General features: G+C 30.9%; 15 protein-coding genes. 6 read left to right on the top strand and 9 right to left on the bottom strand.

Going from position 1 to position 17,678, the window contains the following annotated elements; translation table 11 throughout:
* Positions 1-73: 73 nt before the first annotated feature.
* Positions 74-1,588 (bottom strand): bifunctional metallophosphatase/5'-nucleotidase, encoded by a 1,515-nt coding sequence (locus ACO6VN_RS03465; protein ID WP_194200925.1) that lies wholly within the window; start codon positions 1,586-1,588, stop codon positions 74-76.
* A 99-nt stretch (positions 1,589-1,687) separates the two neighbouring features.
* Here ACO6VN_RS03465 and ACO6VN_RS03460 point away from each other — a divergent pair, with 99 nt between their 5' ends.
* The gene (locus ACO6VN_RS03460) at positions 1,688-3,160 is read left to right on the top strand and encodes an ATP-binding protein (protein ID WP_216683317.1); all 1,473 of its coding nucleotides are present in this window, start codon (positions 1,688-1,690) and stop codon (positions 3,158-3,160) included.
* Positions 3,161-3,251: 91 nt separating this feature from the next.
* Here the strand turns inward: ACO6VN_RS03460 and ACO6VN_RS03455 are convergent, their stop codons facing one another.
* From ACO6VN_RS03455 to ACO6VN_RS03430, 6 genes are all read right to left on the bottom strand, one after another.
* Positions 3,252-4,604 (bottom strand): TrkH family potassium uptake protein, encoded by a 1,353-nt coding sequence (locus ACO6VN_RS03455; RefSeq protein WP_017000714.1) that lies wholly within the window; start codon positions 4,602-4,604, stop codon positions 3,252-3,254.
* 16 nt (positions 4,605-4,620) lie between these two features.
* Entirely contained in the window at positions 4,621-6,318 is a 1,698-nt protein-coding gene (locus tag ACO6VN_RS03450; RefSeq protein ID WP_194200927.1) for a S1C family serine protease, read from the bottom strand.
* 538 nt (positions 6,319-6,856) lie between these two features.
* Positions 6,857-7,678, bottom strand: a complete 822-nt coding sequence (locus ACO6VN_RS03445) for a TerC family protein (RefSeq protein ID WP_194201140.1) — start codon at positions 7,676-7,678, stop codon at positions 6,857-6,859.
* Positions 7,679-7,894: 216 nt separating this feature from the next.
* Positions 7,895-9,457 carry a peptide chain release factor 3 gene (locus ACO6VN_RS03440; protein ID WP_064204869.1) on the bottom strand — a complete coding sequence of 521 codons (1,563 nt, stop codon included), beginning with the start codon at positions 9,455-9,457 and terminating at the stop codon, positions 7,895-7,897.
* Between the two features lie 13 nt (positions 9,458-9,470).
* Positions 9,471-9,710, bottom strand: a complete 240-nt coding sequence (locus tag ACO6VN_RS03435) for a YueH family protein (RefSeq protein WP_017000856.1) — start codon at positions 9,708-9,710, stop codon at positions 9,471-9,473.
* Positions 9,700-11,184, bottom strand: coding sequence for a UDP-N-acetylmuramoyl-L-alanyl-D-glutamate--L-lysine ligase (locus ACO6VN_RS03430; RefSeq protein WP_216683316.1), 1,485 nt, complete (start codon positions 11,182-11,184; stop codon positions 9,700-9,702). The genes ACO6VN_RS03435 and ACO6VN_RS03430 overlap by 11 nt, the downstream gene beginning before the upstream one ends.
* A gap of 130 nt (positions 11,185-11,314) precedes the next feature.
* Here ACO6VN_RS03430 and ACO6VN_RS03425 point away from each other — a divergent pair, with 130 nt between their 5' ends.
* The 5 genes from ACO6VN_RS03425 to ltaA all read left to right on the top strand — a co-directional run bounded on the left by ACO6VN_RS03425 (position 11,315) and on the right by ltaA (position 16,274).
* Positions 11,315-12,031, top strand: coding sequence for an ABC transporter ATP-binding protein (locus tag ACO6VN_RS03425; protein ID WP_147640943.1), 717 nt, complete (start codon positions 11,315-11,317; stop codon positions 12,029-12,031).
* A complete protein-coding gene (locus tag ACO6VN_RS03420) occupies positions 12,024-13,157 on the top strand; it encodes an ABC transporter permease (RefSeq protein ID WP_194200928.1) in 1,134 nt (377 codons plus the stop codon). Before ACO6VN_RS03425 ends, ACO6VN_RS03420 begins: the two co-directional genes overlap by 8 nt.
* A 9-nt stretch (positions 13,158-13,166) precedes the next feature.
* Entirely contained in the window at positions 13,167-13,811 is a 645-nt protein-coding gene (locus ACO6VN_RS03415; RefSeq protein WP_422404225.1) for a TetR/AcrR family transcriptional regulator, read from the top strand.
* Positions 13,812-13,918: 107 nt separating this feature from the next.
* Positions 13,919-15,094, top strand: coding sequence for a diglucosyl diacylglycerol synthase (locus ACO6VN_RS03410; protein WP_194200929.1), 1,176 nt, complete (start codon positions 13,919-13,921; stop codon positions 15,092-15,094).
* Positions 15,072-16,274, top strand: coding sequence for a lipoteichoic acid biosynthesis MFS flippase LtaA (gene ltaA / locus ACO6VN_RS03405; protein WP_194200930.1), 1,203 nt, complete (start codon positions 15,072-15,074; stop codon positions 16,272-16,274). The genes ACO6VN_RS03410 and ltaA overlap by 23 nt, the downstream gene beginning before the upstream one ends.
* 111 nt (positions 16,275-16,385) lie before the next feature.
* Here ltaA and ACO6VN_RS03400 read toward each other — a convergent pair whose 3' ends face one another.
* Together ACO6VN_RS03400 and ACO6VN_RS03395 are read right to left on the bottom strand one after the other, a co-directional pair.
* Positions 16,386-16,892, bottom strand: coding sequence for a 2'-5' RNA ligase family protein (locus ACO6VN_RS03400; RefSeq protein ID WP_017000863.1), 507 nt, complete (start codon positions 16,890-16,892; stop codon positions 16,386-16,388).
* Between the two features lie 35 nt (positions 16,893-16,927).
* Positions 16,928-17,677, bottom strand: coding sequence for an alpha/beta hydrolase (locus tag ACO6VN_RS03395; protein WP_017000864.1), 750 nt, complete (start codon positions 17,675-17,677; stop codon positions 16,928-16,930).
* Position 17,678 lies beyond the last annotated feature (1 nt).

Here is a 17,678-nt window from a genome sequence, read left to right as displayed (position 1 = left end):
TTTGAAACATACAAGTTTAAGTCAAAATTTAAAACAACAATCCATTGCCAAATTAATCAATGGATTGTTGTTTTTATTTTATGATTTCAAAATGATGGTCTAGTTCTATTCTACCTTTAGTTTCTGATAATTCTTCTATTATATATTCAATGACTGTCTTTTTAGACATAACATAATCATTTCCTGAAATAATATTTTTTACATTTCTATATAAATAATCTGTCATGACAACTATATATTCACTTTCTAAATCAACATCTTCCATAACTATGCGGTGACCAATTGGTTTATTTATATTAACTGTATAGTTAAACCCTTTCCAAACGGTCATCAATGTAGGTTCAAGAATCTCCTCGTTATAATAAACTTCACCATTTTGATTACTTAATGCTGTAGCCGTTCTCTCAAGAATACGTTTTATTTCTTTGCCTGATAAAGTGATTTTGATTGGCTTATCCGTGTGAATATAAGAATGATAGACATCTTTATTTTGAATTTCACCCCTTAAACCTTTACCTTCAGGATTACCTATTTGTGCACAAACAAAATCCACATTGTTAAATGCTCTCTGCATACTATTTTGAATGCATTGAATAAATACATGTGGCTCTATAAACAAATCTTTTATATCTTTATAATCTAATATAACTGGCATGTCTACTACAGGTAGTTCTGCCCAGTGTTGTACAGCTTTTTGATCAAAATAAGTAAGTTCTAATAAGTCTCTATCTTCAGGATAACTTGAAATTTCAACATGCTTAATAGAAGAATCTATGATTTCTACAGAATTTGTTCTTTTCTTAAATTGTATAGACATATCAATGATATTAGTCGCATCTTTTCCTGGTTGGATAAAGTGAGTTTCAGCCACTTTCATATCAACTACATGCTCTTGATGCCCTGTTATAATAACGTTCACACCTTCAGTGCTTTTCATCATATTTTCAGCATTATGACTATAATAAGCTCTGTAATTACTTTTATCTGTATAAGTATTTAATCCACCATGATACAGCATAATTAAAAAGTCAGGGCTTTCTTTCTCATGTAAATACCTCACCCATCTCTTAGCTGATACCATTGATTCTCCAACAGTTACTTCGTTCTCTAATTCTACATTTTTATTCTCCATTAAACCGCTTGAAGTAAATCCTATAATTCCTATTTTAATTCCATCGACATATTTTATAGTGTAAGGTGTTGTAAAATAAGGTTCTTTTGTTTTGCTATGTTCTATATTAGCTGCTAACCAAGGGAAACGGCTTAAAGCAATTGAACGATTTAAAAAATCTAACCCGAAGTTAAATTCATCTGGGCTAACCCCACTCGCATCAAATTTCATATCATTCATAATCTTAATCATTGGATTACGTTTATACGGCGCAATTTGAGCATAGTAAAATGCAAACATTGAACCAGATAACATACCACCATTATCAAGTAATAATACATGATGATTTGTCTTACGCTTATGCTTAACATAAGTAGCCATTTTTAATATATTACCACTTATTCCTTTCCTACCTATTTGTCCATGTAAGTCAGAAGTAGCTAACAAATCAATTGTCACAGTTTCATTAGTATTCAATGTTTTTCCCCCTTTTATTTTATTTTACCATTTTTAAAAAGAGTTATGTTTTTTTCTGCTAATTTGGTAGAATAACATCAACAGAGGTAGGAGACGTTTATGAAATCATTTAAAAGAATAATCATTCTAAATATTATCGTTGCTTTAACTGTTTCAGTATTAATTGGTTGGGTATTAAACAAAAATTATACCACTAGGATACATCAAAGATTAGATGCTACAAAAGAGATCATAGATTTAAAAATAGGAACTTTCATTACTCAAGCAGATAGTATTTCAGAGTCTTTAACGACTATATTATCTAATACGAATAATGAAGACTTTATAAATAAATTTTTAGAAGATAATCACACGAGATACAGATGGATTGATCACATTTACATAATAGATAATCAAGATAATATTGTATATGACTCTAAAGGTAAGGGCTATACAGATATAGAAGAATATCAAACTTATAAACATCGTTTTCCAGTTTCTAATAAAGACGAATTAAGAACTAAAAAGAAATCTCTTAAAAATTCAGATATACTACTTTTAACAACTCAACTAAAAGTTAAAAATAAAGATTATACATCAGCTGTTGAAATTAATATGAACGCATTTCAAGATGAGATAAAACTTATTTCAAACCGATTGAATATTAATATTCAATCGATTAATGGAACAGAAATTTATCAAATTGGACCTGAATTTAAAAACTCTAAATCCATCAACTATGTATATAAAGACTTACCATTCTTGGTAAATATTTCTGGACAATACTTTTTCATTTCAAGAATAGTAATTCCAAGTTTATTAATATTTTTAGTTATATTTTTATTATTAACAATCGTTGCATTAGTGTATAAAAGTCGCTTAGAAAGGATAGAACACGAGCGTTTAATAGAACAAGCAAATAATGAAAAACTTAGACTAATAGGGACATTAGCTGCAAATACTGCTCATGAAATTAAAAATCCCCTGACAAGTATCAATGGATTTATAGAATTAACGAGAATGAAATATGATAAAAATAAATTAGATACACATTTCAATATTATAACCGAAGAGCTAGAACGTATAAATGATATCGTTACACAGTTTTTATATTTAGGTAAACCAACAAACCTAGAGTATAAAAATATTAATATCGTACAAACAATCCAAGATGTGGAAGCATTCTTAGAGTATGAACTTGAACAGAATAATATCAACGTTATACTCAACTTACCTGATAAACCTGTTTATTCATATTTATCAGAAGACCAGTTGAAACAAATATTGATAAATTTATTCCAAAACTCTAAAGACGCTTTACTACAAACAACAGCTGCAAATATAACTATTAATTTGAACATAGATTCTAATAACAATATAACACTAGAATTTAAAGATAATGGTGCAGGTATTACAAAAGAAACAATCCAAAACATATTTGAGCCATTTTTCACAACGAAATCTTCAGGAAGTGGCCTCGGCCTATATTTAAGTAAGAAATTAATAGAAGATTGGAATGGTAAAATATACGTTCATTCTGAAGAAGGAGAAGGAACAACATTTACTATTTCGTTACCACTTTCTAAAAACTAAATATGTAATAGACCTCTAATATCAGTAGCAGACCCAAAATAAAAAGGAACTTTTCGTTAAAATTTCTAAACGAAAAGTTCCTTTTTTAATACTAACCTATTTGTATACGTTCTTTAGGATAATGGAATTTATCTGGCGTTGATTTTCCACCTAACATTACAACGAAACATAATAATCCTACGCGACCTATAAACATGAGTATCATGATTACTATTTTCGATCCTAATTGCAATCCATCTGTAATACCCATGGACAAGCCACATGTACCAAATGCCGACATGGTTTCAAAGAAAATAGATAATAAATCATGTTTTCCATCTTCGAACCTCACAATCGCAAGTACACCGACAAATGTGATAGCTAATGCTAATGAAATAACGGCAAATGATCTTTGTATATCTATCGGATGTACTTCCCGATTAAAAGCTTTAATTGTCGTTCGTCCATTACTAAAGTTAACTAAGTATAATACTAGTATAGTAAATGTTGTTGTACGAATACCTCCACCAACAGAACTTGGAGATGAACCGATAAACATTAACCCCCCTAAGAAAAAGTTGGTGGCTTCTGAAAATTGAGTTAAATCTATGGTTGATAAACCGGCGCTTCGTGTTGAAGATGATTGAAACATCGCATAAAACAATGATTTGTGCCAAGTAGCGCCTTTAAATGTATTTGAGAATTCAAATAGGTAAATGACTATCGTACCTAATACAAATAAAAATAAATATGTAGCACTCGCAATTTTCGTAAACAATGAAAATCTAAAGTTTGGTATAGTATTTTTCATATAAGTTTTAACTTCTATTAAAACAGGGAAACCTATTGCGCCTAACATAATGAGCAACATTATAATCGTTTGAACAAAATAATCATTCGCATATGGTGCTAACGAGTCTCCAGTAATATCTAGTCCACCATTCGTCGTGGCAGAAACTGAAGCAAAGATACCTTGATGTATAGCTTCATTCACAGACCCAATATCTTTATAAAAATAAAAAGATAATAAAATAGCCCCAATAAGTTCTATCATTAAAATCGTTCTTACAATATCTAATATTAATTTTACAACGCCATTCATTGCAGTTGAATTACTATCTAGCATAATAAGCTGTCTTTCTCTAAGTCCTATATGCTTACCTAATATAACCCAGAGCAATGTCCCTATAGCCATAACACCAATACCACCAATATTCAGTATGACTAATATAACTGCTTGTCCAAAAGTCGTAAATGTTTCTCCAATAACTACAGGAGTTAGTCCTGTAACACTGACTCCAGACACTGCTACAAATAAAGTATCTACAGGCTCAATATTTACACCTGGTTTTACAACATAAGGTAAATTCAATAATAAAAAGGCGACAATTATTGCGGCCAAATAATACAAAACAATACCTTGTTGCGGCGTCATTTTTTGAAAAAAGTATTTAATAATGGACACAAATTGTCACCTCTATTTATTTTAAAGTTAATGTCTTAGTTATTTCTTTACCCTCTCGGATAAGTTTAAGCTTAATTTCTTCACCTGACTTATGATTATTATACAATTCTTTACGGAATTCAAGGTTATTTTCTATTTTCTTGCCATCCATTTCTACAATAACATCAAGGAATTTAACGTCCGCTTTTTGAGCATTGCCTTTTTCATCAATACCAGTTACAACCATACCAGAGTTATATTTACTAGGCAGTGTTATTTGCGATTGTTCGTCAGATTTTAAAGTTTTATAATTTTGAGCCATTATGCCCATTTCTGGTCGTTTAATTTTACCATCTTTTTCTAATTTCTTGATATATTCAGCAGACTCATTTGAAGGAATAGCAAAAGCCATACCCTCTACATTAGGCATATCAATTTTTAATGATACTACACCAATTAAATTACCTTGTGCATCTAATATAGGCCCACCTGAATTACCAGGGTTTACAGCTGCGTCAGTTTGTATTGCTTTTATTTCCCAATCATATTCGTCATCCCCATTAAAATCAATAGGAACGGTTCTATCTAAACCAGAAACTACACCTGTAGAAATACTGTTTTGGAATTCCGCCCCTAATGGGCTACCAATAACAATAGCTGATTCTCCAAGTATTAAGTTATCAGAGTCTTCAAATTTAATTGGTTTAAAATTAGCATCTTTATCTGTAGGAATTGTAACAACAGCAATATCAGACCATTGATCCGACCCTACTACAGTACCTTTATACCTTTTACCATTTTCACCACTAATAACTGGTGATTTATCATTAGATATAACGTGTGAATTTGTCACTATGTATGTTTTGTTATTTTCCACTTTATAAATTACACCTGATCCTACACCGCTATTTTCTTCTTTCTCTTTTTGAGAGGATTCAGTTTTACTTGAAATATCTGAATCCTCATGAGAAACACCAACTACAGAGTTTTTAGACTTCTCAACAGCTTCCATTACATTTGTTATTGGTTTTTGAAAACCTTTTTGAGATTGCTTCTCTTCTATAGATTTACGACTTTCATTTGGTGGGTTAACATTTTGGAATATACTCCAAACTAATATGAATATAAGTATAATAGCTAATACAATGGCGATTATCGGCCAATGCTTTTCAATTTTCGATAAGATGATATTAAGTATATTTTTATCATTTTGAGATTTCTTTTCTACCTTTTCATCATGTTCGGCGCCGAGTTGTTTATTTATTTCGAATTCATTCTCTTGCTTATTATTCAGCTTATTTGATTGATTATGTACTTTCTTATACTTGATTTCTTCTGAATCATCTATATTTTGGTTATCTTTTAGATTTTCAAATGAATCTTCATTATTTTCTGTTGAGGGAGCATCATCTTCAATAGATGAACCTTCTTTAGAAAATTTATCTTCATGACTGGATTCTAATCTTTCATCATCTAAATCTAACGTTGGATGATCCTTTGATTCTTCTTTCTGCTTTTTGATTTCTTCTTTTGTTAATTTTTCAATACGTGCCTTTTGCATATTTTCTTTAACGCGTTGTTCGTTTTTCTTCTGTTGTTCTTTTTCATGAGCACGTCTTAATTCGTCTTCTTTACGTTCTTGTCTAATTCTTTCCTCACGTTCTGAATTATGAAAGAATTCACGTCTTTGTCTCTTATATTCATTTCTAGGAATGACATGTTTCTTTTGTGACATTTCTTGTCCTCCTCAACCAAAACACTTAATGTATCTATTATGCCATATAATGCAAAATTATTTAACCTAAATCCATTGCATTCAAGCAAATTTGCACATAAAAATTTATAATAAATTTACGAAAAATTAACATTACCTTAAACTTGTACTTTTGGCTATAGGTAAAATTTTTATATAAGCTCTTCTTTGTTGATAAAAACAATTGGTTGGGACGTAATCTCTAACTCATACTATTCCCTCAGGTGTCAGCACTTCACAAAATCGTAGATAACATCGCGCTAACGGGCTTGTTTAGAACCACTAGCTCGTTAGAAAATGTAACGGGCTTATCTCAAATTTCTTGCACGTTAGAGCAGTCTACCAAGTCCATATTTATAAAAAAATAAAGCACTTCGCATAATTTAATTAATAATGACAAAAATTAAATTAACGAAGTGCTTATATCAAACTTTTTTCATTACTAGTAATTCTTCCTATAGTGGGCTACGAATTTTTTAGCAAAATGAGAACTCTATCCCACTCCCTCGTAAATAACTAGTTATGAAGATTTTTTATTATGTCGAACTGATGTAATCCAACCGATAATCACTAATGCTAATAAAACTGTCCAGAAAATAGACTGCCATACAATACCGTGTGGGAAATCATGTGGTATTAATGCAATCTCATCGTGTGCTAATACGATAACGAGTAGCTTTATACCTACCCAACCAACTATAGCGAAAGCTGCTGCTTCTAAGTTCGGATATTTATTTAATAATTCTACGAAATATGTTGCAGCGAATCTCATAATGATTACACCCATCATACCACCGATGAACATTACACTGAATTGCCCTAAGTCCATTCCGCCAAAATGAATACCTAAAGCTGGTAATGTAACCGCGATTGCAAATGCTGCTAACATAGAGTCTATAGCAAATGCGATATCTGCAAATTCAACTTTTAATACTGTCATCCAGAAGTTCTTCTTCAATTTATGATGACCTTCACTATCAGAAGGGAATTCTTCTTCGGTAAAGTTTTCATCACTTTCTTCAACATCATCGGGCGTTTTAATATCTTTATCTTTATGCTTTTTAAAATCTATTAAGTTCTTAACAGACATATAAATAAGGTAAAGTGCTCCTGCTGCTTGAATTGGCCAGAAATTAGCCAAGAAGCTGATTAAGAATAACGAAATAAAACGGAAAACAAATGCACCTAATAAACCATAAAACAATGCCTTTTTCCTTAAATCTTCAGGTAAATGTTTTACCATTACTGCCATTACAACTGCATTATCTGCAGCTAATAAACCTTCAAGAAAGACCAATACGACTAAAACCCAACCATAGCTGAGCAATAAACTTGGATCCATCATCCTCACACTCCAATTTTTATTTTGCAAAACAAAAGAGACCATGCCTAATAAAAGGCAAAGGTCTCACTTAACATTTATAACATGCCCATATTACCGGAAACTTGCGTTTCGTAATGACGATAATATGCTAGAATTTACATTCTAAAGTTACTCCCCTTCGACAAAGTCGTAGGTCTATTTAGTTTTCTTCGTTATTATACATTGTTTTTTAGTTTATAACAAACTATATAATTTAATTTCTGGGAATTTATCTTCAAACCATCTTGTAGCAAATTCATTTTCAAATAAGAATACGAAATTATCATAACGATCTTTCACTAATATTGAACGGCTAGAGTTCATATTATCTTTAATATCTTTTTCGTTTTCAATCCATCTAGCTATTTTCTTACCAACTTGTTCCATTACAACGTCAACATTATATTCGTTTTTCATTCTATGTTCGAATACTTCAAATTGTAGCTGTCCAACAGCACCGAGTATAATTTGGTTCGTGTGTAATGTTTTATACAACTGAATAGCACCTTCTTGTACTAATTGTTCAATACCTTTATGGAAATGTTTTTGTTTCATAACGTTTTTCGCACTAACTTTCATAAAGATTTCAGGTGTAAACTGTGGTAAATTTTCGAAATGGAATTTCTGATTATTTCCTACAAGTGTATCTCCTATTTGATAATTACCAGTATCATACAGTCCGATTATATCCCCACTCACTGCATGGTTAACAGTCTGTGTATCATCAGCCATAAATGAAGTTGAACGTGTGATTTTATGTTTTTTCTTCGTTCTTTGCAATGTTACGTCCATACCTCGTTCAAAGGCTCCACTCACGACACGCATAAATGCGATTCTATCTCTATGTTTTGGATCCATGTTTGCTTGAATCTTGAATATAAAGCCTGAAAAATCTGTATCAAATGGATCAACTACTTCACCTTCTTCAGTCTTTCTACCATTTGGCATTGGTGCATGGTCTACATAGGCATTTAAGAAGTTTTGTACACCAAAGTTAGCTAATGCAGAACCAAAGAATACAGGTGTTAACTCTCCAGCAAGCAACATTTCTTTATCGAATGTTTCACCCGCTTCTTCAACTAACATCAATTCGTCAATAGCTTGTTCAAACTGTGAATCATTTTTAATTGGATGATCTTCTTCTAATTCATAATCATCATTTAAATGTAGTACATTTTCTTCATCTCTAAATGGCTCAATAGTTTTCTCTTCTCTATCTATAATACCGAAGAAATTTTGACCCATTCCAACTGGCCAGTTCATAGGATATGTTTCAATTTCTAAAGTTTTTTCAATTTCTTCAAGTAATTCAAATGGTTCTTTACCCATACGGTCAAGTTTATTAATAAACGTAAAAATAGGGATTCCTCTCATTTTACATACTTTAAATAATTTTAAAGTTTGGGGCTCTATCCCTTTAGCACAGTCAATTACCATGACAGCACTGTCTACAGCCATCAATGTTCTATATGTGTCTTCCGAAAAGTCTTCGTGTCCTGGTGTATCTAGAATATTGATATTATAGTGATCGTAATTAAATTGCATAACAGAACTGGTTACTGAAATACCACGCTCTTGTTCTACTTTCATCCAGTCACTCGTAGCAAATTTTCCTGACTTTTTACCTTTAACGGTACCTGCTTGTCTTATCGCACCACCGAATAGTAATAATTTCTCTGTTAACGTCGTTTTACCAGCGTCTGGATGCGATATAATCGCAAAGGTTTTTCTACTTTCTACTTCTTCTTTAATTGTCACAATTCATTTCTCCTTATAGTTCGGAAGTCCAATGGCTAATTCTATTCGCTAATTCGTTTGCGTCTTCTTCATCTAATACATTAAATAAATGTAGGTATAGATGCTCAATTAATGATTCACCGAATAAATCATAATCAATTTGAATAGACCAAAATAAATCTGGAATAGAAATAACAAAGTATTCTTCCTTTTTGTTCTCGTATATAAAAACTTTACATTTTAAGTTATCAGAATGGCTTTCTCTAATCTTCACTAGGTTTACCTCCATATTTTTCATAAGCTGCTTCTAGACCGATTAAATCGTCTCTATGAGGTGCTTTAATATGTCCTGGCATGATTTGATAAGGTTCTCTTCCTTTTGATGCTAATACCACTGTATCTCCTGGTTCTGAAATTTCAATAGCGTGTCTAATACCTTCTGCTCTATCTTCAAATTCTACATAGTTTTGGTGTGTCGCTCCTTTAGCTAATTCTGCTGTTAACATTTTCGGATCATCATTTGCTGGATTATCTGGTGTAAATACAACGTAATCTGCTCGACAACTTATTTTACCCATTTCAGGTGTTTTTGTTAAGTCTCTTTCTCCAGCCATACCTATTAAGAATATCAATTTTTGCTTAACAAAAGGTTTTACAGCATCAATTAATTTATCGATACCATCAGATGTATGTGCATAGTCAATAATTAAATCAATCGGTAGGTTTTTATCTAATACTTCTAAACGTCCTTCAACTGGGGGCATCTGTTTAACAGCTTTAATGATTTCTTTTAAATCATAACCTTGCACCCAAACACCAAGAAGGCTAGCTAATAAATTAAGAATATTGAATTTACCTAAATACGGAGATTCAACTTCATATTCACCAAATGGCGTTGTTAAAGTAAATGTCGCGCCATTGATAGATTCATTAATATTTTGAGCCATAAAATCAGCTTCATTGTCTATTCCATATGTAAATATTTCAAATGGAGTAACCGGCTCTAGCTCTTTAGAAAAAGCATCATCAGCGTTCAATATGACAAATTTATCTTTTCTATAGTCTTGGCCTAATTGGCTAAATAATAATGATTTGGCATGACCATATGCTTCCATTGTTCCATGAAAATCTAAATGATCTTGTGTTAAGTTTGAAAATATCGCAATATCAAACTCTACGCCTCTTAGTCTACCTATTACTAGACCGTGACTAGATACTTCAAAAGTCATGCTTTCACATTCTTGCTTAACAGCCTCGGATATATGTTTAGTTAATGTAACTGTTTCCGGTGTCGTGTTCACACCCTCCGTTACAGTTTCATTAATTTGAAACCCATTTGTTCCAAGATAAGCACTATTTTTACCAAGCGCTCTAGTTAAATGATGTACCATCGTTGCTATTGTCGTCTTACCATTCGTTCCAGTAACACCTATTGTTTTTAATTTTTGGCTTGGATATTCAAAAATTATATGACTAAAAATACTTGCTATTTTTAATGTATCTTTTACAACAATTAATAGTACTTCTTCAGATAATTCAATATATCTATCGCTTACGATTACAGTACACCCTTGTTCAATAACATTAGGGATAAATTCATGACTATCTACTGTATAACCTCGGGAGGCTACAAATATATATTCTTCAGTTGCAGTTCTAGAATCAGTTGTAATATCGTTTACTTCTTGGTTTGTATTCCCATAAACTTGCTTTAATTTTATTTTGTTTAATAACGTCTCAACTTTCATCGTTATTTCTCCTTTATTTTCAATAGGTCTATTATACACTTTCTTTATATGATTTTATAGTTTTGACTTAAGATAGATCTAGTTGTAAAATGAGTGAGTACTCACTTTTAAAATAAAAGAGGTGTTCATAATGATAAAAGTAGATAATATAACTAAGTCATACGGAAAAGTTAATATATTAAATGATATGACAACACATTTTGAACCAGGTTGTATCACAGGTTTAATTGGCCCTTCTGGTGCTGGTAAAACAACGCTCATAAAATGTATTTTAGGAATGGAAGCCATTGATTCAGGTAATATTACGATTGAAGATGTCGACATACCTAACCGTAAAATTTTACGTTCAATTGGATATATGGCGCAAAGTGATGCATTATACGAGGATTTAACTGCTTACGAGAACATGTTATTCTTTGGAAAATTATATATTACTAAAGAACAAAATTTACAAACCAATATACATCGTGCTTTAGAGATGGTGAATTTATATGATGAACGCAAGAAAAAAGTAAGTGCTTTTTCTGGAGGTATGAAAAGAAGACTTTCTCTCGCTATTAGTTTTATTCAAAACCCAAAAATATTAATTTTAGACGAGCCTACTGTAGGTATAGACCCAAAATTAAGAAAATCTATATGGAACGATTTATTTGAGGAACGTAATAAAGGAAAAACGATACTCGTCACGACTCACGTGTTAGATGAAGCAGATAAATGTGACAGACTATTATTAATGAGAGACGGCAATATTATTTCTTACGGTTCACCTGATGAAATAAAATCATCATTTAAAGTCAACACGATAGAAGAAGTTTTTCTTGAGTTAGGAGATGGTGTAGATGCTTAATATAGCAACAAGAATATTTAAACAAGTGTTGCGAGATAAACGTACACTAATGCTTCTGCTCGTTGCCCCACTGCTCATCTTAACATTAATTTATTTCTTGTTTAATTACTCAGATGAATCTAAAGAGTTAAAAATCGGCACGTATCAAGCTAATGAACATTTAATAAACCAATTACATGATAAAAATATTGAAACAGTTCAATATGATGATTATAAAAATCTAAAAGATAAATTTAAAAATGATGACTTAGATGGTTTTGTAGAAGATAGTAATCACGAGTATTCTATTACTTATGAAAATTCAGACCCTAGTGTAACGAATCAATTAAAGTTAAAGGTTAATCAAATTTTAGTCAGTAAAAATATCAATCAGTTAACAAACGCGTTAAATAATCAAAGTAAAATGTTAAGTGAAATAACGAAAAAGTTACCAGACAACATAAAACAAGATTTACCTCAACAAGACAAACCAAAAATTGAAAAAATTGAAACATCAAATCACTATTTGCATGGCAATAAAGATACGAATTATTTTGATACAATCAGCCCAGTTTTAATTGCATTCTTTGTATTTTTCTTTACCTTTTTAATTTCAGGTATTTCTTTACTGAAAGAAAGAACTTCAGGCACACTTGACCGTACACTATCCTCTCCAATTAAGAAATATCAAATTATTATAGGTTATATAATTGGTTATGGTACATTTGCTGTTATTCAAACAGCATTAATTGTTATTTATTCAATATATATATTACAGATGACAACAGAAGGAAATATTGCGCTCGTATTTATAACAAATATATTGATTTCATTTATTGCTTTAACTTTAGGCTTGTTATTATCAACTTTTGCATCATCTGAATTTCAAATGATTCAATTTATACCTCTAGCTATTGTTCCACAAGTGTTTTTTGCGGGTATAATACCAGTAGACTCAATGCACAAAACATTGCAATATATTGCACATATAATGCCGCTTTATTACGCTGGCGATGCAATCCAAAACGTTATGATCAGAGGTTATGAAATATCAGATATATATGTGAATTGGATTATTCTCTTCCTAATATTTGTCTTGTTGCTAGTCTTAAATATATTAGGTATGAAAAGATATCGGAAAGTGTAGGTTTATATTATGAATCGCTCTATTAAAGAAATTATGAACGAACAACTAAAAAAACAATCACAAATAAGTGAAAAACAAAAAGCAGTATTAAATAGCGCAACGGTATTATTTAGTGAACGTGGATTTTATAATACCTCGACAAAAGACATTGCGAGAATGGCAAAAGTTTCTGAAGGCACTGTATATAAACATTTCAAAACAAAAAATGAATTATTATATGCAGGATTATTACCTTTATATAAATCGATAGTTGCTCCTGAAGTGTTAAAAGAATTCAGTTCAGAATTATCAAAATGTGATAATTTAGATGCATTTATTGACACATTTGTAGATAATAGAATAAAATTCATTGATAATAATAAAAATATAATAAAAATAATTTTTGGAGAAATAATGTATAATACAGATTTCCGTAATATAATGACTGATGTTGTTAAGCAATCAATCGGACCCACTATTTCTCAATATATTCAAAATTTAAAAGACAACAATCAAATTGATAAAGATATACCCGCTGATTTAGCCTTTCGAATGATGGCTAGTCAAACGATTAGTGTGATGTTACCTGTATTACTTTCTCAAGATTACTCAAAATCAAAATTAAATGAAAATATCATATTAACTAAACAATTATTGATAAAAATGTTGAGATAATCATAAGAAATTGTATAGATTATGTAATAAATGCAATATCTTTTCACAAATTAAGGAAAATACGTTAAACTATCATAGATAATAAATACAAATACGGAGTGTGGCTAATGGTTTCTCAAAACAAAAAATTATTGATTATTACCGGTTCTTTTGGTAACGGTCATTTACAAGTAACGAATAGTATTGTGAAACAATTTGGTGAAATGAATCTTGATCATTTAACTGTCATTCAACATGATTTATTTCTTGAAGCACATCCTATTATGACTTCTATTGCGAAACAATGGTACATTAATAGCTTCAAATATTTTAGAAATATGTATAAATTTTTCTACTATAGTCGTCCTGAACAAATAGATAAGTGTTTTTATAAATATTATGGATTAAATAAATTGTTAAATTTACTAATTAAAGAGAAACCTGATTTAATATTACTGACTTTCCCTACGCCAGTAGTATCTGTTTTGACTGAACAATTTAATTTGAACATACCTATTGCTACAGTTATGACTGATTATCGTTTGCATAAAAACTGGGTTACACCACACTCAAATCGCTATTATGTAGCGACTAAAGATTTGAAAGAAGAGTTTAATTCAATAGGTATCGACTCAGAATCGATTAGAGTTACAGGAATACCTATTTCAAAACAGTTTGAAGAACCTATCAATCGTCATGATTGGTTAATGAAACTAAATTTAGATCCAAATAAAAGCGTTATATTAATGTCCGCTGGAGCATTTGGAGTTTCTACAGGTTTTTCATCTATGATTGAAAAAATTGATGCACATGCTAAAGACTCTCAAGTAGTCATGATTTGTGGAAACAATAAATCTTTACGCTCTGATTTAGCTCAATACTTTAAAGGTAATAAAAACGTACTTATATTAGGTTATACAAAACATATGAATGAGTGGATGGCTTCTAGCCAACTGATGATTACGAAGCCTGGTGGTATAACAATATCTGAAGCGTTTGCTAGACACTTACCATTAATTTTTCTTAACCCTGCTCCAGGACAAGAACTAGAAAATGCTGAATACTTTAGTGAAAAAGGATATGGGAAAGTTGCTAACACACCTGAAGAAGCTACTAAATTAGTTATTTCACTTGTAAATCAACCTGAGGAACTTAAAGAAATGACACAACTACTAGAAGAAAACTATTTAGAAAAACCAACTGAAACAATTTGTAAGGATTTACTTTCATTACTAAGCGATTCACTTACTTACAATGAAATTTATGGAAAGGTCCCTATGTATGCCAAATACTTCATCAGGTAAATCATTCTATAAAAAAGATTTTTGGATAATGCTCGTCATTTTATTTATGATGGAATTTGCTAGAGGTATGTATATATTAAGTTATTTACCATTTCTACCAACGACTACAGCGAAAGTGACTGTTGGTATTACTTCTACAGCAATTTCTTTACATTTCATAAGTGACGCGTTAACAAATTTCGTAATTGGTTTTCTATTAAAAAGATTCGGTCCAACTGTAATCTTAACTAGTGGTTTTTTATTAGCATTTACAAGTTTAGCATTAATTATTTTCTTCCCATCACCTGTTATTTATATTCTGAGTGCTATTTTACTCGGAATTGCAGTCAGTCCTATATGGGTGATTATGCTTTCGAGCGTAGAAGAATCATCACGTGGTAAACAAATGGGTTATGTTTACTTTAGTTGGTTAGTCGGTATGCTTTCAGGTATGATATTTATGAACTTATTATTCAAATTACATCCGACTAAATTTTCATTTATGATGGCATTATGTGTATTAGTCGCTTGGGTGTTGTTCTATTTTGTTAAAGTACAATTGACTGATTATGAAAGTAAATCTGTAAAAAAACAATTAAAAGAAATTGTAGATGTTACAAAGAGACATTTATTATTATTCCCAGGTATATTTTTACAAGGTGCTTCAATAGGTATGCTTGTTCCAATATTACCAACATACGCAACTAAACATATGGGTGTTACAACCTTAGAATATACGATTATTTTGATAGTTGGTGGTATTGGTTGTACAATTTCGATGCTATTCTTTTCAAAACTGATGGATAAATACGCTAAAGTATTTACTCATATTATTATTTTTATAGGCTTCTTAGCTTACAGTTCATTTATTTTTGGATTAACTTTATTAACACAGCTATTTATTGTTATAACAATCGCCCTATTAATCGGTACGATTTACGGTCTATTGTTGCCAGCATGGAATACATTTATGGCTAGTCATATAGATACAAAAGTACAAGAAGAAACATGGGGTGTATTCAACAGCGTACAAGGTTTTGGCACGATGATTGGACCTATACTAGGTGGCGTTATTTCAGAAATATTCGCTGACGTATACTATACAATTTATGCTTCAAGTTTAATTTTCTTATTCTTAGCTTTATTTTATGGTATATACTTTTTAAATGTCCGAAGAAAGAAAAGATCAAATACTGTATAAAAAAACAGAGGATATCCATTTTAAGTGGAATATCCTCTGTTTTTTTATTGAACAATTAAGTTCTAGAATAATCTGTTTAAATAATATAATCATGTCTTATATTGTTTAATTTTATCCTAATGTATAAGATGCTTCTTCAGACCAAGTTTCATCGTCATTTTGTTTCATTAATTTAATAGTATCAATTGTTTCTGAATGATTGATACCAGCCATTTTAACTTGCCCAAAGATGTCTTCAAACTCTTGGCTAGAAAGACCTTGTGCAATTGTAAAATGTGGGACAAATGGATGTGTGCTTTCACCATAGAATTCACTATTATTAAATTCATTATACAATGCTTCTAATTCATCTGTTTTTGTTACTTTAAAGTATATTACGTTTTTAGTTGGCGTAAAACTAGACGCCTTTGATACTTGAATGTTTACTGGTTGATGTTGTTTAGCAGTTTCCGCAAGTCTATCTTTAACTTTGTCTAGTTCATTGTCTTCAATGTCAAACTTTTCTTTAATAGTAATATGCGGACTAATTAACGCATAGTGTTTATCGTATCTTTTACGATAAGCATTCACTGCTTCTTGGAATGGTTTTGATGGAATAAGTACGATGCCTAATTTCATAATGATACTTCCTCCTTTGTTTGTCTTCTATTTTATTATATCAAACTTTTCTGTTTTTGATGACTTAAAAAGTAACTTAACATGTCTTCTAAGTGTGGTTTCCATGTTTTCCATGTGTGCCCACCCTCTAATTCTCTATATTCGTAAGTTATGTTATATTTTTGTAAAAGTTCACTAAAAGCTCTATTTGGTGTAAGAAAATCAGCATAATTGCCACTAATAAGTTTAAAATGATTTTCTTCTTTTCCAATATAATGTTTAATGTTTAACAACCCTAATGATGAGCACGCTTTAAATTTTTCTGTAACGGTATCGTTAATCATTGGACTAAATAAACCTAGTTGACTAAAATGATGTGGGTATTCTAGACCTGTTAATAAAGCAATGCTTGCTGCTAAACTATCGCCTAATAGTATTCTAGCATTTCCCACTTTCAACGTAGAAAATGTTTTATCAATATAAGGACAAAGCTCTTTCACAACAAATTTTGACATTTCTTTTCTATGCGAACCATCTGGATGAAATTCTTTTCTTCTTTCTTCGACACTTTCATAGTGAACACCTACTATGATTGCTTTATCTATTTGATTCGCAGATCTTAGCTTTTCATACGTTCGATGTATTTGGCCGAATTGGAAGAAATCACGACCATCAAAAGTAATAATCACATGATGTTTATACAAATCTGTATAATCTTTGGGTAAATAGATTGAGACTGTCACTTCCCTTTCTAAAAATTTACTTTCTAAATTAATTTGATCAACTAGACCTACTTTTTTATCCATA

The organism is Mammaliicoccus sp. JADD-157 (genome assembly GCF_049310805.1).
Classification (GTDB): Bacteria; Bacillota; Bacilli; order Staphylococcales; family Staphylococcaceae; genus Mammaliicoccus; species Mammaliicoccus lentus.
Note: the sequence above shows the minus strand (reverse complement) of the source record. Positions and strands in the feature narration are given on the sequence as shown.